General features: G+C 68.1%; 18 protein-coding genes. 17 read left to right on the top strand and 1 reads right to left on the bottom strand.

What is annotated here, in order from left to right:
* The first annotated feature begins 8 nt into the window (after window positions 1-8).
* The 17 genes from AB4Z32_RS18105 to AB4Z32_RS18025 all read left to right on the top strand — a co-directional run bounded on the left by AB4Z32_RS18105 (window position 9) and on the right by AB4Z32_RS18025 (window position 18,410).
* On the top strand, window positions 9-2,240 hold the full coding sequence (locus tag AB4Z32_RS18105) for a S8 family serine peptidase (protein WP_442123253.1): 2,232 nt from the start codon (window positions 9-11) through the stop codon (window positions 2,238-2,240).
* A gap of 7 nt (window positions 2,241-2,247) precedes the next feature.
* The gene (locus AB4Z32_RS18100) at window positions 2,248-3,855 is read left to right on the top strand and encodes a c-type cytochrome (protein WP_442123252.1); all 1,608 of its coding nucleotides are present in this window, start codon (window positions 2,248-2,250) and stop codon (window positions 3,853-3,855) included.
* A 32-nt stretch (window positions 3,856-3,887) separates the two neighbouring features.
* Entirely contained in the window at window positions 3,888-4,502 is a 615-nt protein-coding gene (locus AB4Z32_RS18095) for an SCO family protein (RefSeq protein ID WP_442123251.1), read from the top strand.
* A gap of 173 nt (window positions 4,503-4,675) precedes the next feature.
* The gene (locus tag AB4Z32_RS18090) at window positions 4,676-5,866 is read left to right on the top strand and encodes a type II secretion system F family protein (protein ID WP_442123250.1); all 1,191 of its coding nucleotides are present in this window, start codon (window positions 4,676-4,678) and stop codon (window positions 5,864-5,866) included.
* Window positions 5,863-7,563 carry a GspE/PulE family protein gene (locus tag AB4Z32_RS18085; protein ID WP_442123249.1) on the top strand — a complete coding sequence of 567 codons (1,701 nt, stop codon included), beginning with the start codon at window positions 5,863-5,865 and terminating at the stop codon, window positions 7,561-7,563. The genes AB4Z32_RS18090 and AB4Z32_RS18085 overlap by 4 nt, the downstream gene beginning before the upstream one ends.
* Window positions 7,541-8,350 (top strand): hypothetical protein, encoded by an 810-nt coding sequence (locus tag AB4Z32_RS18080; RefSeq protein WP_442123248.1) that lies wholly within the window; start codon window positions 7,541-7,543, stop codon window positions 8,348-8,350. The genes AB4Z32_RS18085 and AB4Z32_RS18080 overlap by 23 nt, the downstream gene beginning before the upstream one ends.
* Before the next feature lie 5 nt (window positions 8,351-8,355).
* The gene (locus AB4Z32_RS18075; protein WP_442123247.1) at window positions 8,356-8,892 is read left to right on the top strand and encodes a PilN domain-containing protein; all 537 of its coding nucleotides are present in this window, start codon (window positions 8,356-8,358) and stop codon (window positions 8,890-8,892) included.
* Window positions 8,889-9,503, top strand: coding sequence for a hypothetical protein (locus AB4Z32_RS18070; RefSeq protein ID WP_442123246.1), 615 nt, complete (start codon window positions 8,889-8,891; stop codon window positions 9,501-9,503). Before AB4Z32_RS18075 ends, AB4Z32_RS18070 begins: the two co-directional genes overlap by 4 nt.
* 134 nt (window positions 9,504-9,637) lie before the next feature.
* Window positions 9,638-10,054 (top strand): hypothetical protein, encoded by a 417-nt coding sequence (locus tag AB4Z32_RS18065; RefSeq protein WP_442123245.1) that lies wholly within the window; start codon window positions 9,638-9,640, stop codon window positions 10,052-10,054.
* Window positions 10,055-10,063: 9 nt separating this feature from the next.
* Complete coding sequence (locus tag AB4Z32_RS18060) at window positions 10,064-12,373, top strand: cohesin domain-containing protein (protein WP_442123244.1); 2,310 nt, start codon at window positions 10,064-10,066, stop codon at window positions 12,371-12,373.
* The gene (locus AB4Z32_RS18055) at window positions 12,370-12,840 is read left to right on the top strand and encodes a type II secretion system protein (RefSeq protein ID WP_442123243.1); all 471 of its coding nucleotides are present in this window, start codon (window positions 12,370-12,372) and stop codon (window positions 12,838-12,840) included. The genes AB4Z32_RS18060 and AB4Z32_RS18055 overlap by 4 nt, the downstream gene beginning before the upstream one ends.
* A 29-nt stretch (window positions 12,841-12,869) precedes the next feature.
* Window positions 12,870-13,232 carry a type II secretion system protein gene (locus AB4Z32_RS18050; RefSeq protein ID WP_442123242.1) on the top strand — a complete coding sequence of 121 codons (363 nt, stop codon included), beginning with the start codon at window positions 12,870-12,872 and terminating at the stop codon, window positions 13,230-13,232.
* Window positions 13,232-13,753 carry a type II secretion system protein gene (locus AB4Z32_RS18045; protein WP_442123241.1) on the top strand — a complete coding sequence of 174 codons (522 nt, stop codon included), beginning with the start codon at window positions 13,232-13,234 and terminating at the stop codon, window positions 13,751-13,753. The genes AB4Z32_RS18050 and AB4Z32_RS18045 overlap by 1 nt, the downstream gene beginning before the upstream one ends.
* 16 nt (window positions 13,754-13,769) lie before the next feature.
* Window positions 13,770-14,438 (top strand): response regulator, encoded by a 669-nt coding sequence (locus AB4Z32_RS18040; protein WP_442123240.1) that lies wholly within the window; start codon window positions 13,770-13,772, stop codon window positions 14,436-14,438.
* A 4-nt stretch (window positions 14,439-14,442) separates the two neighbouring features.
* Window positions 14,443-15,081, top strand: coding sequence for a lytic transglycosylase domain-containing protein (locus AB4Z32_RS18035; RefSeq protein WP_442123239.1), 639 nt, complete (start codon window positions 14,443-14,445; stop codon window positions 15,079-15,081).
* A gap of 97 nt (window positions 15,082-15,178) precedes the next feature.
* Window positions 15,179-16,003 carry a ferritin-like domain-containing protein gene (locus AB4Z32_RS18030; RefSeq protein WP_442123238.1) on the top strand — a complete coding sequence of 275 codons (825 nt, stop codon included), beginning with the start codon at window positions 15,179-15,181 and terminating at the stop codon, window positions 16,001-16,003.
* Between the two features lie 10 nt (window positions 16,004-16,013).
* Window positions 16,014-18,410, top strand: coding sequence for a DNA polymerase II (locus AB4Z32_RS18025; RefSeq protein ID WP_442123237.1), 2,397 nt, complete (start codon window positions 16,014-16,016; stop codon window positions 18,408-18,410).
* Between the two features lie 12 nt (window positions 18,411-18,422).
* Here the strand turns inward: AB4Z32_RS18025 and AB4Z32_RS18020 are convergent, their stop codons facing one another.
* A complete protein-coding gene (locus tag AB4Z32_RS18020; protein ID WP_442123236.1) occupies window positions 18,423-19,307 on the bottom strand; it encodes an IS1595 family transposase in 885 nt (294 codons plus the stop codon).
* Window position 19,308: the final 1 nt, after the last annotated feature.

Below are 19,308 nucleotides of genomic sequence, written 5' to 3'. Positions count from 1 at the left end.
AGGCAGCGATGAAGACAGCGATTCGAGCCGCCCTTGGCGGTGGCATGCTGGCGGCGCTGCTGGCGCAGCCGGTGGGGGCGGGGGTGCTGACGCCCGAACTGGCCGCGAAGCTGGCGGAACACAAGGCGGCGGACATGCTGCCGGTTATCATCCAGCTGCCCGACCGTGTCGACCTGAGCGCCTTCAAGGTGAACGACCGCCGCAAGCGCGACAACGCGGTGGTGAAGGCGCTCAAGGCCAAGGCCGGGGCCGGGGCCGCCACGCTGGGGCCGATCCTGGCCCAGTTCGGCGTCGCGAATCCGCAGCAACTGTGGATCATCAATGCGGTGGCGGTCACGCTGCCGGTTTGGGCCGTGCAAGAGCTTGCCCGCAACCCGCGGATTGGCCGGATCGGCTATGACGGCGCGGTACTGTTCGCGAGCGTGCCGAAGGCCGCGGCGGCGCCGTCCGGCAGCTGGAACCTGGACGCGGTCACGGCGCCGGCCCTGTGGGGAATGGGGCTGAACGGCGGCGGCGCGGTGGTCGCCAGCCTGGATACCGGGGTCGATGCCGCCCATCCGGACCTGGCGGCAAGCTGGCGCGGCGGCACCAACAGCTGGTACGATCCCTATGCCCAGCACGCCACGCCCTACGACTTCAGTGGGCATGGCACCCAGACCGTCGGGCTGATGGTGGGCGCCTCCGCCAGCGGCACGCCCATTGGAATGGCGCCGGGTGCGCGCTGGATCGCGGCAAAGGTATTCGACGACAGCGGGACGGGAAGCCTGAGCAAGTTTCATCTCGCCTTTCAGTGGCTCCTGGATCCCGACGGCAACGTGGCGACCCTGGACGCGCCGGACGTGGTCAACGCTTCCTGGGGCCTGAGCGGGCTTGCGCCGGGCAGCTGCAACACCGAGTTCGCCAGCGACATCCAGGCGCTGAAGGCGGCGGGGATCTCGATCGTATTCGCGGGCGGCAATGGCGGGCCGGATCCGGCGACCAGCGCCAGCCCGGCATCGAACCCGGGGGCGATCGCCGTCGGTTCCCTCGATGCATCGCTGGTGCTCGATCCTTACAGCAGCCGCGGCCCTTCGGCCTGCGACGGCGGCGTGTATCCGAAGCTGGTCGCGCCGGGCGTCAACGTGGTCAGCACCGACCTGTCGTTCGGCGGCATGCCTTTGTACGCCACTGTCTCGGGCAGCTCCTTCGCCGCACCGCACGTGGCCGGCGCCCTGGCCCTGCTGGCGGGGGCGTTTCCGGCGGCGCCGCTGTCGACGATCGAAACCGCGCTGGTCGACAGCGCGCGCGACCTCGGCGACGCGGGCCCCGACAACCAGTACGGCTATGGCGTCGTCGATGTCGCCGCGGCGCGCGAGCTGCTTGCCGCGCGCGTCGGCGGCGGTGCCCCGGTCATCACGTCGACCGCCCCGGCCTCGGTGATGGTGGGCGGGACTTACGTCTACGCCCTGCAGGCCAGCGACCCCGAGGGCGGCAAGCTGGCCTATGCGCTGAAAACCGCCCCGGCCGGGATGGCCATCGATGCCGCCACCGGCGTCATCAACTGGGTCCCGACCCTTCAGCAGGTGGGCACGCAGGGCGCCGTGGCGCAGGTCACCGACCCGTCCGGATTGCAGGCCACGCAAGGCTTCTCGGTCACGGTGCTGAAAGCGAACAGCGCCCCGCTGGCGGGCGCCGACAGTTATACGGTCGCCGCCAATGCAATCCTCTCGATTGCCGCACCGGGCGTGCTGGCCAACGACCGCGATCCCGACGGCGACGCGATCCGGGCCTTCCCGGTGACGGCACCGGTGCACGGGTCGCTCGTGCTGAACGTCGACGGCAGCTTCCGCTATACGCCGGCGGCGGGCTACAGCGGCGCCGACAGTTTCAGCTACCGCGCCGCCGACGCCTCGGCCAGCAGCTCGCCGGCGACGGTGAGCCTGACGGTGCAGGCGGCCGCCAAGGCCCCGCTGGCGGTGGCGGACAGCTACACGGCGCCGGTCTACCGCAGCGCACCGTATGCGGCGCGGACGCTTACCGTGCTCGCCAACGACAATGCGAATGGCGGCACGATCGCACCGTCCACCCTCGCGATCGTGAACGCGCCCGCGAAGGGCGGCAGCGCCAGGGCCAACAGCGACGGCAGCATCGCCTACACGCCGGCGCTCAGGTTCAGCGGCACCGAAACCTTCACCTACCGGGTGAAGAATACGCAGGGACAGTGGTCGAATACCGCCACGGTCACCGTCAAGGTCCAGTGAGGCGCTCATGGGCATCCTGATTGCGCGCCTCGCAGGCGCTGCCTTGCTGTCGGCGGGATGGCTGCTGGGACCGGCCGCGGCCTGTGCCCAGGTGCCGGTGAAGGCGCCCGCCGTCGCGGCGGCGGCGGCCGGCGAGCGCATCTACCGCAGCGGCGTCACCCGCGACGGCACGGCGATCCGGGGTGTCGGGGCGAACGGCATCGTCCTGCAAGGCCAGGAAGCGGCGTGCGCACAATGCCACAGGCCGAGCGGCTTCGGCACCGCGGAGGGCGCCTTCGTGGTGCGGCCGATCACCGCGAACGACCTGTTCCAGGAGCGTGCCCCGGTCGCCGCCAGCCCGAGAATCGCCCATCAGCTCGGCAAGCCGCAGCGGCCGCCGTATGACGATGCGAGCCTGGCAAGGACCCTGCGAAGCGGTGTCGACATGCGTGGAGAGGCCCTGGGTGCGCTGATGCCGCGCTATGGGCTGTCGGCGGGCGAGCTGCGCGACCTCAGCGCCTACCTGCACACGCTCGGCGCGCCGCCGCCCGAAGGCGTCGACGACCGCGATGTGCATTTCGCGACCGTGATCCAGCCCGGCGTGCCGGCATCGCGGCGGGCCGCGTTGCTCGCGGTTTTCGACGCCTTCATCCGCGACAAGAACGCAGCGGTGCGTTCGGAACCGGCAAGACGCAGCGCCGGCGCCATGCGTATGCAACGTGCATATCGCCGCTGGGTGACGCATGTCTGGCAACTGGAGGGCCCGCCCGACGGCTGGGGCGAACAGCTCGAACGCTTCTACCGTGCGCAGCCGGTGTTCGCGCTGGTATCCGGACTGGGCGACCAGGACTGGACCCCGCTGCACCGGTTCAGCGAACGGCGCAGACTGCCCTGCATCTTGCCGCAGACCTTGTTGCCGGCCGCTGCGTTGCCGAACCGGTACACCATCTATTTTTCGGACGGCATCATCCTCGAGGCGGAGGGGCTGGCGCGCCACCTGGCCGGCACCCTGGCCCTTGGCCGCGTGACCCAGGTCTATCGCGGCGGCGACCCGCTGGCGGAGGCGGCCGCGGCGGCCCTGCGGCGGGCCTTGCCGTCCGGCCGCATCGAACTCGCCGACCAGGTGCTGGGGGACGATCCGCGGCCGGAGCGGCGGCTCGGCCGCCAGGGCGACATCGCCACGGTGGTCTGGCTGGATGGCGGACAGCTCGCAAGTCTGTCCCCGGCGCCGGAGGTGCCGGTCTACCTTTCCGGTTCACTGGCCCCGGCGGCCCCGCCGGGCTGGGAGCGCAGCTTGCTGGTCACGCGCTGGGACACGGGCGACGCGCACGAGCGGCGCGTTCGGCGCGTGCGCGACTGGCTGCGGGCCCGCGCAATTCCCGACGGCGAGGAAGCGGTGCAGGTCGATGCCTTGTTCGCCCTGTCGATGGTCGGCGAAGCCATGATGCACATGCTCGACAGCTTTTCCCGCGAGTACCTGGTCGAACTGGTCGAGCACAACGTCAACGTCACGGTGCTGCCCTCGATGTATCCGCATCTCAGCCTCGGCCGCGACATGCGCGTGGCCGCGCATGAAGTCTATGTGAGCGGCGAGACGGAGCCGGTGAGCGCGTCCGTGGCCGCCGCAGGCCCCTGAGCCTGCCGCTTGATGTCTCTTTGGAGGTCGCCATGTCAAAGTCCGATCGAGGCCGCGCCCCGTGCCGGTCGCTGGCCATCCTGGCGCTGGTTCTCGGCGCCGCAGGCACGCCGTGCCGGGCGCACGACCAGTCGAAAGCAGGCGCGGGCGTCCCGCTGCCGCCGCTCGCGAGGAGTGCGGGCCTGTACCGGCCGGCGCCGGCGCCGATCGTGCTGACCCGTGCAGACGGCAAGCGGACCCTGCTGGAGGACGAACTGGCCTTCGACGGCCCGGTCGTGCTGAACTTCGTGTTCACCACCTGCTCGACGGTATGCCCGATCGCCAGCCGTACCCTCTCGGAAGTACCGGCCAGGCTGCGGCGCGGCGAGCATGTCCGCATGATGTCGATTTCCCTCGATCCCTTGAACGACACGCCCGCGGCCTTGCGCGCCTATGCCGCGAAATTCGGCGCCGGCCCGGAGTGGCGCTTCTACACCGGCAGCGTCGACGCCAGCGCGGCCGCGCAGCGCGCGTTCGATCTGTTCCGGGGCGACAAGATGAACCATGCCGCCGTCACGCTGGTGCGGCCGGCCGGCGGGCGCTCCTGGGTGCGGCTGGAGGGCTTTCCGAGCGCCGACCAGCTGGTCGCGGAACTGCGGGGTAAATAAGGTAAACCCCGTAGCGGGAAATAGGGTGCGCCGCATAGGGGCGGCATGCGCCCGTTTTAGTACAGTGCCTGCATGCCGGTTCCAAAAAGCAGGCCTATCATGTATTCCCGTCCATACCGTCAACTGTGCAGTTCGCCGCTCCAGCCCGGCGCCGTCGGCATCGGGGGACGGTCATGAAGTTCCAGGCAAGGATCATCCGCGCCGGCGTGGACATCGCGACGCTCGACATCGACGCGATCGACCGCGACGACGCGGCGCGTCAGGTGCTGGCGCAGGGCCACGCCCTGCTGTCGCTGCGCAGCGCCGCCGCCTGGGGCAGGGTGTTCCGGCGCCGGCCGCCCCGCTTTCCGCTGTCCCTGTTCAGCCAGGAGCTGCTGGCCCTGCTCAGGGCGGGACTGGCGGTCGTCGAGGCGCTCGAAACCCTGGCCGACAAGGAAAGCAGGCCCGAGATCGCGCGCGTGCTGCGGCAGATGGTGGCCCTGCTGTACGAGGGCAGGCCGCTGTCCTATGCCATCGAGCATGGCGGCGCCGCGCTTCCCCCCCTGTATATCGCGACCCTGCGCGCCAGCGAGCGCACCGGGGCGCTGGAAGAGGCGCTCGGCCGCTACATCGACTACCAGGGCCAGGTCGACCGCCTGCGCCGGCATCTCGTCGGGGCCTCCATCTATCCGGTGGTGCTGGCAGTCGTCGGTGTGCTGGTGACGGTCTTCCTCATGATGTACGTCGTTCCCCGCTTCAGCATGGTCTATGCCGACATCGGCGGCGAACTGCCGTGGGCGTCCCGCTTGTTGATGACGGCAGGACAATTCCTTGGCGAAAATCGCCTGGGCATCCTGGCGGCCGGCGCCGCCTGCCTTGGCGGCGCGGTGTATGCCGCGCGGCTGGTGCCGGTGCGCGCCTGGTGCCAGCGCCGGGCGTGGCAGCTGCCGGCCATCGGCGCGCGCCTGCGCCTGTTCTACCTCTCGCGCGTGTACAGGACCCTCGGGATGCTGCTGCGCGGCGGTTTGCCGATCGGCACCGCGCTGCCGATGGTCAGCGATCTGCTGCAGATGCAGATGCGGGCCCAGCTGGCAATGGCGGCCCGGCATATCGGTGAAGGGCATGCGATCTCGCGCTCCATGGAGCATTTCGGCCTGACGACGCCGGTGGCGGTGCGCATGATGCGGGTGGGGGAGCGGACCGGGCAGATGGGCGAGATGATGGAGCGCATCGCCAGCTTCTACGAAGAAGAGCTGGCCCGCTGGATCGAGCAGTTCACCAAGCTGTTCGAGCCGATTCTGATGATCGTCATCGGTGCCATGATCGGCGGAATCGTGGTGCTGATGTACCTTCCGATCTTCGACCTCGCGGGGAACATCCAATGAACGCCGCCGTCATCGCCGATGCCGCCCGCGACCGGTTTTCGTCCGAAGAACTGCGCGCGGCGCGGCGGCAGGCGGGAGACATGCCGGGACGCGCCACCGAAATCCTGGAAGAGGCGGCGGGGCTGGACCCGCAGCGATTCCTCGGGCGGCTCGGGCGGACGCTGGGCTATGCGCCGGTCGACGCCACGACGCTTGCCACTTTCACGCCACTGTTCGACAGCATCGGTTTCCGCGACGCGAGCGAGCGCCGCTGCATGGCGATGCGGGATGCCGACGGTCTGCCGGTCGCCGTTACGGCCGATCCCCTGGCGCCGGGGCTGGCGGCCTGGGTCGAAACCCGCCTGCCGGCGGGCTTTGGCTGGCGCCTGGCGCATCGGCTCGACCTGCAGGCTTTCCTGCGGCGCCACGAGGAAACCCTGCGTGCCATGGACAGCATGGTCCCGCAGGCCGGCGCCGACGTCCAGGCCGACCAGGAGGCGGAAGAGCTGACCTTTCTTCGCATCAGCGAGCATGCCAGTCCAGTGGTCAAACTGGTCGATTCCACGCTGTACGATGCGGTCAGGCTGGGCGCGAGCGACATCCATCTCGAAACCGGGCATGCGGGCATGTCGATCAAGTACCGGGTCGACGGGGTGCTGACCCTTGCCGCCACGCTGGCGGGGGCGGACCAGGCCGAGCAGATCGTCTCGCGCGTCAAGGTGATGGCCGAACTCGACATCGCGGAACGCCGGGTGCCGCAGGATGGGCGTTTCAAGGTCACGGTGCGCCAGCGCCAGGTGGACTTCCGCGTCTCCATCATGCCCAGCATCTTCGGCGAGGATGCCGTCCTCCGGATCCTGGATAAACAGAGCCTGTCGGACCAGATGCGCGGCCTGCGGCTCGACAGCCTGGGCTTCGATGCCGACGCGGTCGCCATGATGCGCCGCCTGTCCGGTGTCCCCTACGGCATGGTGCTGGTGACCGGGCCGACCGGCAGCGGCAAGACCACCACGCTGTATGCCGCGATCGCGGAGATCAACCATGGGCTGGACAAGATCATCACGATCGAGGACCCGGTGGAATACCAGTTGCCAGGCGTGCTGCAGATTCCCGTCAACGAGAAGAAGGGACTCACCTTCGCGCGCGGCCTGCGCTCGATCCTGCGCCACGATCCGGACAAGATCATGGTGGGCGAGATCCGCGATGCCGAAACGGCGCAGATCGCGGTGCAGTCGGCGCTCACCGGTCACCTCGTCTTCACGACTGTCCACGCGAACAATGTCTTCGACGTGATCGGGCGCTTCATGCACATGGGGGTCGATCCCTACAGCTTCGTGTCGGCGCTGAACGGCGTGATCGCCCAGCGCCTGCTGCGGGTGAATTGTCCGGCCTGCAGCCGGCCGGTCGTCCCCGATCCGGCCCTGCTGGCGGAATCCGGCATCGACGGGTCGCGCGCGGCAGGCGCGCGCCTGATGGCGGGCTGCGGCTGCGGCGAGTGTCGCGGCACCGGATTCAGGGGCCGGCGCGCGATCGGCGAACTGCTGCTGCTGAATGACGAAATCAGGGAACTCATCGTCGCGCGGGCGCCGCTGCGCCTGATTCGCGAAGCCGCCGAGCGGAACGGTACACGCCAGTTGCGCGAGATCGCTGTCGATATCGCGCTGTCGGGCCAGACCACGTTGCAGGAGATTAATCGTGTCACCTTTGTCGTTCGTTGACTGGGACATCCGCGTTGGCCACGCCGCGGTCGGCGTGCGCCGCCGTCATTCCAGGCTGTCGCCGGGCGGCTGGCGGCGCAGCGAGACCGGCGGCGTGCTCCCGCACACCGGAGCCGGCGGCGCCGGCTTGCCCTGGGCGGCAGCGCTCGAAGCGCTGGCACTGCAGCTGGACAAACTGGGCCAGCCGGGCGGTCGCGCGCGCGTGGTCCTGGCCGACAGCATGGTGCGTTATGCAGTGCTGTCGAAGACCGCGGCGCTGGTGAACGAGGACGAGGAAGCTGTCTACATACGCCACCGGTTCAGCCAGCTCTACGATGCGGGCACGGCCGCCTGGGACATCCGGGTCGACCGCCGGCACGGCGAGCGGCCGCGCCTGGCCAGCGCCGTCGACCCGGACCTGATCGCGACGCTGGAGGAAGTGCTGCGCGAGCATGGCATCCGTCTGCGTTCCGTGGTGCCGGCCCTGGCGGACAGCGCCAACCGCCATCTGTCGCAGCTGACGGAGCCGGCGGGCTGGCTTCTGCTGCATGACGCCGGCAGCCTTGGCATGGCGCGCTGGGAGGAGGGCGCCTGGATCTGCGCCCGCAGCTTGCGCGTGACGCCCCAGTGGCATTCGGCGCTGGCGGACCTGCTGGCCCGCGAAGAGTGCCTGCATGACGGCCAGCGCGAAGCCGCCGTGGTGTATCTCGACGACGCCTCCCGCGCTACGGAGACGACGCCGGCGCCGGTGCCGGGCTGGCGCATCCTGCTCCTCGGCGGTGCCGGCGATGTGGAGGGAGCGGCATGAAGCGCATGCGCCTGCTTCGGCTGGACCACGGGCATCACGCACCGCGCTGGCTGCGGGCGCCCGCGCTGGCCCTCGCCGCGGCGCTGCTGGCTTGCGCGGCGCAGGGATTGTATGCCTTCCGGCTGGCGGAGTCGGCCCTGCAACTCCAGCAACTGGAAGAGGCGCGCCTGCAGGTGGCCGGACACGGCGCGCCGAAGCAGGGCCAGGAGCGAGCGCGCAAACGCCTGGCGCCTTCCGACGAGACGCTGGCCGCGCAGCTGCGTGCGGAACTCGCGAAGCCCTGGGAGCGCCTGTTTTCGGCGATCGAGGACAACACCGGACCAGACGTCAGCCTGCTGTCGCTGACCCCGACGCCGGGACGGCCGCAGCTGCAGCTCGGCGGGGAGGCGCGCAGCATGGCGGCGCTCCTGGCCTTCCTGAAACGACTGCAGGAGAGCGGCGCCTATCCGGGCGTGTACCTGCGCGAACACCATGTCGATCCGGCCGATCCCCGGCAAGCGGTCAGGTTTTCGATGGAATTGAGATGGGAGAGAAGCATATGAGCATTTCCGCCTTCATTGCCCAGGCTCGTACGGGGCCGCGGCCAGTGCGATCCCGGCACGAGGTCCTGGCCGCCCGGCTGGCCGCGCTGCGGCAGCATCTGCTCCTGTTGCGGAGCCGGCTCGGCCCCCAGGGAATGGCAGCGATCCTGCTGGCGTTCGCCGCGGCGTCGCTGTATCCCTTGTCGATCGCGCCTTCGCTGGACGCGATCGCGGCCACCCGGCAGCGCCTGAGCGTACCCCGTCCCCAGCGGCCGGCGATCGTCGATCCCGTGCCTGCGGACGGCATCGAGCGGCTGCGCAGCGCGCTCGCCGACGAGCGCCAGTTCCCGGACCGGCTCGACCGCCTGGTGGGCTATGCGGGCGAATACGGTTTGTCCCTGAATGACGGTGCGTATTCGGTCGCCAGGGAGGCGCGCGGACAGATCGTGCGCTATGAGGTGACGCTGCCCTTGCATGGAAGCTATCCGCAGGTGCGGCGCTTCCTGTCCGCCGTATTGTCGCGGGAGCGGGCCGTGGCCCTGCTCGATGTGCAGTTCCGCCGCGCGAAGCTCAGCGATCCGGCCCTCGATGCGACCGTCAGGCTTGCCTATTTCATGAGGCCGGCGCCGTGATCGCCACTCTGCACAAGCATCGCCGCGCCGGCTTGAATCTCGTGCTCGCCGCGCTGCTGGCGGCCTGCTGGAGTCCCGAGACGGTATCCGAGCCGGTCCGGCGGACCGCGCGGGCGGCGCCGCGAGCCGCGCCTGTGGCAAGGACCGTACCCGGCGCGCCGCCGCCATCCGTACCGCAGGCTGCGGCACCCGCCGACCCGCCACCCGTCATGAAAGCCGAGATCGCCGATCCGTTTGCGGCGACCAACTGGTCGGCTCCCGCGACTCCCCCGCCCGCCGCCGAAGCCGGCCCGAAGCAAGCCGCCGCTGCGCCGCCGGCGCCGCCGCCGGCCCCCTCGGCGCCGCCCAATCCCTTCGTCTACGTGGGCAGCTACAAGGATGGGGCGCAGCAGGTGGTGATGCTGATGCGCGGCGAGCAGCTGCTGCTGATCCAGCAAGGGGAGACGATCGACAACACCTACCGGCTGGAGCGGATCCTGCCGGGCGGGCTCGTCATGACTTACCTGCCGCTCCAGTTGCGCCAGTCCGTTCCCATTACCGACCCGGTTTGAGGCCACCCCATGATTACCTCGCATGTCCGCCGCCTGACCGTCCTGTGCAGCACTGTCGGCTTGTTGCTGGGTGGCTGCGCCGCCGAGCGCCTCCAGCGCGAGGGCATGCAGCTGATAGGGTCAGGCAAGCCGGAAGAAGGCTTGCACAAGCTCGAGGAGGCGAGCGCGCTGGAGCCGGGCAACGCCGCCTATCGTGCCAACCTGCTGCGCCAGAAGGCCGATACCGTCGCGGGCATGCTCGAAAAAGCGGATGCGGCGCGCGCAGCCCATCGCGACCAGCTCGCGCGCGAGCTGTATGCGCGGATCTTGCGGATCGCTCCCATGGACGGCGGCGCCCGGGCCGGGCTCGAGGCCCTGGACCGCGAACAGCGGCATGCCGCCTGGCTCGACGCCGCGGCCGCCGCCCTGAAGAACAACGACGTCGACGCGGCCCAGGTATATATCCACCGCATCCTGCTCGAGAACGAGCGGCACGCCGGGGCCCGGACCCTTCAGCGCCAGCTGGACGAGCAGCGCGCCAACATCTTGGCGTCGGGAACGGGTTTGAACGCCAAGTTCCGCCGCCCCGTGACCCTGCAGTTTCGCGACGCGACCCTGAAAGTGGTTTTCGAAGCCCTGGCGAGGTCCAGCGGCATCAACGTCCTGCTGGACAAGGAAGTCAAGACCGATACCAAGATCTCGATCTTCGTCAAGGACATCGCCGTCGCGGATGCCGTCGACCTCATCCTCTTGCAGACCCAGCTGGAGAAGAAGCTGCTGAGCGATAACACCATCCTCGTCTACCAGAACACTGCAGCCAAGATCAAGGAGTTCCAGGACCTGAAGATCCGCAGCTTTCATCTGGTCAACGCGGACGCCAAGCAGCTCGTCACGATGATCAAGACGCTGCTGAAGACCAAGGACATCTTCGTCCACGAGAAGACCAATTCCATCATCATGCGCGACACGCCGGACGTGATCGAGCTGGCCGGCCGGCTGGTCGAGGACCAGGACATCGCCGACCCGGAAGTGATGCTGGAGGTCGAGGTGCTCGAGGTCGGCCGGTCCAAGCTGTCGGAGATCGGCGTGAACTACCCGTCGTCGCTGAACTTCTCGCTCCAGGCCAACGGCCTGGCTGCGGGCCTGCCGGTCGAGTCCTTCCGGCATATCAATGGCGACAACATCATCGTCAGTCCGGTACCGGCGCTTACTTTGAACATGTTGTGGCAGGACGGGGATTCGAACCTGCTGGCCAGTCCCAGGATCCGTGCGCGCAACCACGAAAAGGCGAAGGTCATGATCGGCGACCGGGTTCCCGTGATCACCAATGCAATCACGCCGGTATCGACCGGGACGCCGGTGGTGACCGGGAACGTCCAGTACCTCGACGTGGGGCTGAAGCTCGAGGTCGAGCCGGAGATCCACCTGGATAACGACGTCAGCATCAAGGTCAACCTCGAGGTCAGCTCGATCGTGAAGGAAGTACAGAACACGGTGTCGGGCACGCTGGCCTACCAGGTCGGTACCCGCAATGCGACCACCGTCCTGCGCCTGAAGGATGGCGAGACGCAAATTCTCGCCGGCCTGATCAACGACGAAGACCGCGACAGCGCAAGCCGCATCCCGGGCCTGGGCAGCCTGCCGGTGCTCGGCTCGCTGTTCTCGAGCCGGAAGAACGACAAGCGCAAGACGGAGATCGTGCTGTCGATTACGCCCCACGTCGTCGGCGGCAGGCGCAGCGTCGACGCCCGCAGCGCGGAATTCTGGGCCGGCACCGAAGCGAGTCCGCGCAACGGCACACTGCTGGCGCGATCCTTCGGCCAGGTCAGCACGTCGGCAACGGGCAGCCGCCCGGGGCCGCACACGGCGCTGGTTCCGGGCCAGCCCTCGGCGCCGCCGCCGCCGGCCGTGCCATCGGGACAACCGGTGGTGCTGACATGGCAGGGTCCGAGCCAGGCCAAGGTGGGCGAAAAGGTCAGCGTCACGCTCAATGCCCAGAGCGCGCAGGCCGTGAAATCGCTGGCGCTGGTACTCGAATACGATCCGGCGGTGTTGCGTCCGGTGGACGTCAGCGAAGGCAATTTCGTGACCCAGGCGGGAGCGCCGTCCCAGTTTTCCAAGAACCTGGGGGCCGGCAACGGCCAGATCGCGATCAGCCTTGCGAACGCCGGCACGGCCGGCTCGAGCGGGGCGGGCAGTGTCGTCAGCGCCACCTTCGAGGTGCTCGCGAGCGCGCCGCAGACCCAGATCAAGGCCGGCGGCGCAACCGGCACGGACGCGGGCGGCCAGGCCCTGCCGGTGAATGCGACGGCGCCGCTGTCGCTGGAGACCTCGCTATGAGCCGCGGTTTTACCCTGATCGAGATGGTCATCACGCTCGCCATCGTTGGCCTCCTCGCAAGCCTTGCCTTCCCGATGGCGGAACTGGCGATGCGGCGTGAACGCGAGGCCGAACTGCGGCGCGTGCTGATCGACATGCGGGAGGCGATCGACGCCTACCACCGGGCGGTCGAGGAGGGGAGGATCATCCGTTCGGCACGCAGTTCGGGCTATCCGCCCAGCCTCAAGGTCCTCGTGGAGGGCGAGCGCGACGCGGCCGACCCGAACGGCAAGGCGCGCCTCTATTTCCTTCGCAGCATTCCGCGGGATCCGATGGCAAGCGATCCCGCGCTCGATAACGATGCGACCTGGGCAAAACGCGAATACGCGAGCAGCGCCGACGAGCCGCGCGAGGGCGAGGATGTATTCGACGTCCACTCGCGCAGCGCAGCGGTGGGCATCAACGGTGTTCCTTACAGGCGGTGGTGATCGTCATGAGACCATGCAAGTGCCGGAAAATGGGATTCACGCTGGTGGAGCTCCTGGTTGTGCTGAGCATCATCTCGCTGCTCCTGACGATAGGCGTTCCCCGCTATTTCCACAGCGTCGACCTGTCGCGCGAGCAAGTGTTGCGTGCCGACCTCGCCGCGATGCGTCACGTTCTCGATAAGTACTACGAAGACCATGGCGTGTACCCGGAGACCCTTGCTGAGCTCGTCAGCATGCATTATCTGCGCGCGATTCCGGTGGACCCCTTGACCGGCAAGGCCGACAGCTGGGTGGCGGTGCCGCCGGATACCCCTGAAAAGGGCGGCGTCGCCGATCTGCACAGCGGGGCCGAGGGCAAGGCTCTGGACGGCAGCATCTATGGAGACTGGTGATGGTGTTCCCGCGTGCTTCCTTGCGTCCCCGCGCCCGCGAAGGCGGATTTGCCTATCTCATGGTCCTGATCATGGTTGCCGGCATCGGTGTTTCTATGGTCAAGCTGGTGGATGGATGGCATGATAGTGTCCAGCGCGAGCGCGAGAAGCAACTCCTGTTCGCCGGTCACCAGATCCGCAGCGCGATCATCCACTATTACGAGCATGCGCCGCCGCAGGCGGTGAAATTTCCCATGGCGCTGGCGGATCTGTTGCGCGATCCCCGCCAGCCGGGCACCGTCCGCCATTTGCGTGAAGTCTACCGCGACCCCATGACGGGAAACGACGACTGGGGCCTCGTCAAGAGCGCTGCCGGGGAGATCATGGGCGTCTATAGCCGCGCTGCTGGCGTCCCGCTGAAACAGGGGAACTTCCGGCTGGCCGACCGCGCATTTGCCGGCGCGCGCAGTTATGGCGATTGGGTTTTCGTTTTCGCACCCGGACGTTATACCGCATTGTCGCAGAGGCCCGCATCACAATAACGAGACAGGAGTTGACATGGAAAAGATCGGAAAGATCATGATTGTCGAAAACCATGCGCTGCTGCGCGCCGGCATGCGTTCGCTGATCTCGATGGACCCGACGCTGGAGGTGGTCGGCGACCTCGGGAACGCGAAGGACGCGATCGCGGCGCTGCGGACCATGAGTCCGGACCTGATCCTGATGGACATCTCGATGCCGGGCATGAGCGGCATCGAAGCCGTCATCGACATCAAGAAGCGCTACCCGCGGATCCGGATCATCATCGTCACCATCCATCGTGCCGACGAGTACATTCATTCGAGCCTGCGTGCCGGCGCCGACGGCTACCTGCTGAAAGACGCCACCCATGAAGAGCTCCAGGTGGCCATCCGCAGCGTGCTGTCGGGCAAGACTTACCTGAGTCCCGACGTTTCCGGTGAAGTCATCCAGCGCTACCTGAATGCAGGGCGCGAAGCTTCCGCGACGCCGCTCGGCGACCTGACCCACCGCGAGCGCCAGGTGCTGAAACTGATTGCCGAAGGCCACACGAACAAATACATCGCGGACTACTTCACACTGAGCGTCAAGACCGTCGAGAAGCACCGCTCGAACCTGATGCAGAAACTGGACATGCACAATGCTTCAGCCCTCACGGCCTTCGCCATCGACCAGGGACTGCTGGGGCACACGTTTGGGGAGCATTGATGCCATGGGACGACATGCCAGGTTCGCCGTGGCGTGGTCGATTGCCGGTGTGGCATCGACCGCTTGCGCCGATGTCTATACCTACGTGGGCAGCGACAATGTCGTCGTACTGACCAACTCCCGTCCGCAGAACCAGCAAGCGGAGGTGCTGGTGGCAGAGCGCGCGGCGGCCGTGCGCGCGTCCGCAGGACAGGGCGGCCCGTCGCGGCCGCGGTCCCGCTACGACGGCATCATCGATTCCGCCGCCCAGGCCTTCGGACTCGATGGCGCGCTGCTGCATGCGGTCATTGCGGTCGAATCCGGCTACAACGTGCAGGCACGTTCCAGCCGCGGCGCTTCCGGCCTGATGCAGTTGATGCCGGACACCGCACGGGTCTTCGGCACGGCCGACGTCTTTGATCCGGCCCAGAACGTCAATGGCGGCGCCCGTTATCTCCGCTATCTGCTCGACAAGTACGACAACCAGCTCGATATCGTCCTTGCGGCTTACAACGCGGGCGAGAAAGCGCTGCTCAAGTATGGGCGGAAGGTTCCGCCGTTCAAGGAAACCCTGCGCTATGTGGAGCAGGTGCAATCGCGCTACCGCTCGAATCGCGATGCGCGGGACGCAGATGCTCCGGCCGGGGCATCGGATCGGCGATAGGGGTCCTGGCTGAATGACCGTGGCGCTGGACGAAGCAAGGCCTTCGACCGGCGGACCCGGCGGATTTGGTACACTGCGCCTTTTTGCATTGACGACGATGTCCGTATCCGCCGAGCTGCGCGCAGGCGCACTGATCCACCTGCTTGAAACGGACCCGCGCAGCAAATGCGATGGCGTAGCGGCACTGGCGCAAGCCTGGGCGTCCGGCACCCTCGCACTCGACGCCGCCGCCGTCTTCGAGCCGGAAGGCGCGATTCCCGGCCGCCCCGCCAAACCCGAGCTGGTGCCGCCGCGCCTGGTCGGCCGCCGCTCGATGGTCACGCCGGAGGGCCGTGCGATGCTGGTCCACGCCCTGGCCCATATCGAGTTCAACGCCATCAACCTGGCCCTGGACGCCGTCTGGCGCTTTCCCGGCATGCCGGCGGACTACTACGCCGACTGGCTGCGGGTGGCGAAGGAAGAGGCCTATCACTTCTCGCTGCTGGACGCCCACCTGGGTACGCTCGGCCATGCCTACGGCGACTTTCCCGGCCACGACAGCCTGTGGGAGATGGTGGCGAAGACCCGCGGCGACATCCTCGCGCGCATGGCCCTGGTGCCGCGCACCCTGGAAGCGCGCGGGCTGGACGCGATCCCGCCGCTGCGCGCCAAGCTGGCCCAGGCCGGCGACATCGCGGCGGCCGACATCCTCGACATCATCCTGCGCGACGAGGTCGGCCACGTCGAGATCGGCAACCGCTGGTACCTGGGCCTGTGCGCCGAGCGCGGCCTGGAGCCGGTCTCCACCTACGAGCAGCTGGCGGTACACTACAAGGCACCGGTGCTGAAGGGGCCGTTCAACCTGGACGCGCGCCGCCGCGCCGGTTTTACCGAGGCGGAACTCGCGCGCTATCGTGGCGACAGCGTTTCCTTCGACGCCTGAGAATAGAAAGATGGACGAGGCAGGCGACAGCAGTCATCCGCGCGGTTTCCTGCTGACCCGGCACTGGCGCGACCTGGACGCCGGCGTCGAGCTGGAGTTCTGGCTGGCGACCGAGGACGGTCCGCGCCGCGTGCGCGTGCCGGGCCAGCGCGCGGTCGCCTTCATCCCGGCCGAGCAGCGCGAAGCCGCCGAATTCGTCCTGCGCGGCGAAAAGGGCTGGGAGTTGCGCGAACTGGCGCTGACCGACTTCCACCACCGTCCGGTGCTCGGGCTCTACTGCCGCCACTACCGCAAGCTGCTGGCACTGGAAAAGCGCCTGCGCCAGCATGGCGTCGACGTCTACGAGGCTGACGTGCGTCCGCCCGAACGCTACCTGATGGAGCGCTTCATCAGCGCGCCGGTGCTGTTTGCCGGCGCGCCGGCGGCGGGCGACCCGCAGCTGCTGCTCGACGGGCACTTGAGGCCCGACGGCGACTATCGTCCGGCGATCCGCACCGTTTCGCTGGACATCGAGACCACCATGCAGGGCGAGCTGCGCTCGATCGCGCTGGAAGGCTGCGGCCAGCGCCAGGTCTACATGCTGGGGCCGCCCAATGGCGATCCCTCCGGCCTCGATTTCGCCTACGAGGTCTGCGAGAGCCGCCTGGTCCTGCTGGACCGGCTGGAGGCGTGGTTCCGGACCCACGATCCGGATGCCGTGATCGGCTGGAACCTGGTGCAGTTCGACCTGAGGGTGCTGCAGAAGCATGCCGAGGGCCTGCGCCATCCGCTGCGGCTGGGACGCGGCGGCGCGGCGATGGAATGGCGCGAGCACGGCGGCAAGCAGGAGCATTATTTCGTGCAGATCCCGGGCCGCCTGGTCATTGACGGCATCGAGGCGCTGCGCTCGGCTACCTGGAGCTTTCCCTCCTTCAGCCTGGAATCGGTGGCGCAAAGCCTGCTGGGCGAGGGCAAGGAGATCGACAATCCCTACGACCGCATGGCCTCGATCGACCGCATGTTCGAGGAGGACAAGCCGGCCCTGGCCCGCTACAACCTGAAGGACTGCGAACTCGTCACGCGCATCTTCGACAAGACCGGATTGATGCACTTCCTGCTGGAGCGCGCCAGCGTGACCGGGCTGGCGGCCGGCCGCAGCGGCGGCTCGGTGGCGGCCTTCGAGCACTCCTATATCCCGCTGATGCACCGCCAGGGTTTCGTCGCCCCCAACATCGGCGACGTGGCGGGCGCCGACAGTCCCGGCGGCTTCGTGATGGATTCGCGCTCCGGCCTCTACGACTCGGTGCTGGTGCTCGACTATAAAAGCCTGTACCCGTCCATCATCCGCACCTTCCTGATCGATCCGGTCGGCCTGGTCGTGGGGCTGGCCGAGCCGGAGGAAGCCACCGTGCCGGGCTTTCGTGGCGGGCGCTTCTCGCGCACCCGGCACTGCCTGCCCGGCATCGTGACGCGCGTGTGGGCGGGCAGGGAAGCGGCCAAGCGCGAAAAGAACGCGCCGCTGTCGCAGGCGCTGAAGATCATCATGAACGCCTTCTACGGGGTGCTGGGCACCACCGCCTGCCGCTTCTTCGATCCGCGCCTGGCCTCGTCGATCACGATGCGCGGCCACCAGATCATGCACCGCACCCGCGAGCTGATCGAAGAGCGCGGCTACCAGGTGATCTACGGCGACACCGACTCGACCTTCGTCTGGCTGGGGCGCGCCCACGCGGACGACGACGCGCTGCGGATCGGCCGCGAGCTGGTCGACCACGTCAACCGCTGGTGGCGCGAGACCCTGCGCGACGAGCTAGGGCTGGAGAGCGCGCTGGAGCTGGAATACGACGTCCACTTCCGGCGCTTCCTGATGCCGACCGTGCGCGGCTCCGACGAGGGCAGCAAGAAGCGCTACGCCGGCCTGGCGACCGGTGCCGACGGCAGCGACGAGATGGTCTACAAGGGCCTGGAGACGGTGCGTACCGACTGGACCCCGCTGGCCCAGCAGTTCCAGCAAGGACTGTACGAGCGCATCTTCAAGGAGCAGCCCTACGAGGACTACGTGCGCGACTACGTGGCGTGCACCCTGGGCGGCGAATTCGAGGAACTGCTGGTGTACAGGAAGCGCCTGCGCCGCGCGCTGGACGAATACGAACGCAACGTCCCGCCGCACGTGCGCGCGGCGCGCATCGCCGACGAGTTCCACATCCGGCAAGGGCGGCCGGCGCAGTACCGCAACGGCGGCTGGATCCGTTATGTGATGACGACCGCCGGGCCGGAGCCGCTCGACGTCCGCGAGTCGGGGGCGGGGGCGCCGATCGACTACGAGCACTATCTGACCAGGCAGCTGGAGCCGGTGGCGGATGCGATCTTGCCGTTCATGGGGGATAGTTTCGGGCGCTTGACCAGTCCGCAGGGGGCTTTGTTTTAGGCGCTGTTTGCATTAAGTGTTGAATCTGCCGAGCGCCGCTCTCAAAAAGGCGTCTGGACTGGCAATGCGCTGGCCATCCAGCGCCCAGCGCCAGCCGAAGTAGTGGCCCAGGTATCGGCTGGCGAYGCCGCGGAAMGGCAGCAGCCAGGYGCGCATCCGGCTGTGATAGGCGTTCACGTTCTGGATGTGCAGCGCACCGCGCTTTCTTTCGCCGGCCCTCGCGTTGATGGCCTCATGCGAAATCCCGACCTCCCGCGCGAATGCCGGGTAGGCCGCATGGCTGTCGGTCACCAGCAGCACGTCGSGYGCCAGGCGCGGYCCCAGGTGTGCTACCAGTTGCCGCTTGCTCACGCTGCCCTTGCCGGTCACGGCGTCGATGGTCTGGCCGCTGCGATCGCGTGCCACCAGGATGCACACTTGTTCATTCGAGATCCCACGCTTTGTCGCCTTGCCGCCGCGCTTTCGTGGCGGACGATCGAGATGTCTGGACCCCTTGTGCGATTCAAGCACATACATCTCATCGGCTTCGGCGATGCCACTCAGCCGTTGCGGSCGGTCATCCTTGCTCAAGGCCAGGAAACGGTGACGCCATCGAAAGCTGGTCGCGCTGGCCACGCCGATCTCGCGCGCCGCGCGGCGCACGCTGCGGGAGTCGAGCATGCAGCCGAGGTAGTCGAGCCAGTGCGCCTTGTAGCGCAACCGCGCCAGCGGCGTGCCGCTGAGCAGGTTGAAGGTGCGGCCGCAGCTACGGCAGCGGTAGCGCTGCAGTCCGTGCGCATGGCCGTGGCGATAGGGTTTGTCGGCCTGGCAGTGCGGGCAGCAGAGTGGCATGCCGGGTTGCTCGACGATCTCGAGTACACGGTCGAGGCCGGCCGCCGATTGCAGCAGGTCGAGCAGG

Origin of the sequence: Massilia sp. 2TAF26 (assembly GCF_052115005.1) — a bacterium.
In the GTDB taxonomy this organism is placed as follows: Bacteria; Pseudomonadota; Gammaproteobacteria; order Burkholderiales; family Burkholderiaceae_D; genus Telluria.
This window is presented reverse-complemented; position numbering and strand designations above follow the sequence as displayed.

Coding starts and splice junctions, on each gene's coding strand:
- AB4Z32_RS18085 (WP_442123249.1), top strand. CDS start 5,863: ATGAACGCCGCCGTCATCGCCGATGCCGCCCGCGACCGGTTTTCGTCC.
- AB4Z32_RS18025 (WP_442123237.1), top strand. CDS start 16,014: ATGGACGAGGCAGGCGACAGCAGTCATCCGCGCGGTTTCCTGCTGACC.
- AB4Z32_RS18100 (WP_442123252.1), top strand. CDS start 2,248: ATGGGCATCCTGATTGCGCGCCTCGCAGGCGCTGCCTTGCTGTCGGCG.
- AB4Z32_RS18040 (WP_442123240.1), top strand. CDS start 13,770: ATGGAAAAGATCGGAAAGATCATGATTGTCGAAAACCATGCGCTGCTG.
- AB4Z32_RS18095 (WP_442123251.1), top strand. CDS start 3,888: ATGTCAAAGTCCGATCGAGGCCGCGCCCCGTGCCGGTCGCTGGCCATC.
- AB4Z32_RS18045 (WP_442123241.1), top strand. CDS start 13,232: ATGGTGTTCCCGCGTGCTTCCTTGCGTCCCCGCGCCCGCGAAGGCGGA.
- AB4Z32_RS18060 (WP_442123244.1), top strand. CDS start 10,064: ATGATTACCTCGCATGTCCGCCGCCTGACCGTCCTGTGCAGCACTGTC.
- AB4Z32_RS18030 (WP_442123238.1), top strand. CDS start 15,179: ATGTCCGTATCCGCCGAGCTGCGCGCAGGCGCACTGATCCACCTGCTT.
- AB4Z32_RS18105 (WP_442123253.1), top strand. CDS start 9: ATGAAGACAGCGATTCGAGCCGCCCTTGGCGGTGGCATGCTGGCGGCG.
- AB4Z32_RS18090 (WP_442123250.1), top strand. CDS start 4,676: ATGAAGTTCCAGGCAAGGATCATCCGCGCCGGCGTGGACATCGCGACG.
- AB4Z32_RS18055 (WP_442123243.1), top strand. CDS start 12,370: ATGAGCCGCGGTTTTACCCTGATCGAGATGGTCATCACGCTCGCCATC.
- AB4Z32_RS18035 (WP_442123239.1), top strand. CDS start 14,443: ATGGGACGACATGCCAGGTTCGCCGTGGCGTGGTCGATTGCCGGTGTG.
- AB4Z32_RS18070 (WP_442123246.1), top strand. CDS start 8,889: ATGAGCATTTCCGCCTTCATTGCCCAGGCTCGTACGGGGCCGCGGCCA.
- AB4Z32_RS18075 (WP_442123247.1), top strand. CDS start 8,356: ATGCGCCTGCTTCGGCTGGACCACGGGCATCACGCACCGCGCTGGCTG.
- AB4Z32_RS18050 (WP_442123242.1), top strand. CDS start 12,870: ATGGGATTCACGCTGGTGGAGCTCCTGGTTGTGCTGAGCATCATCTCG.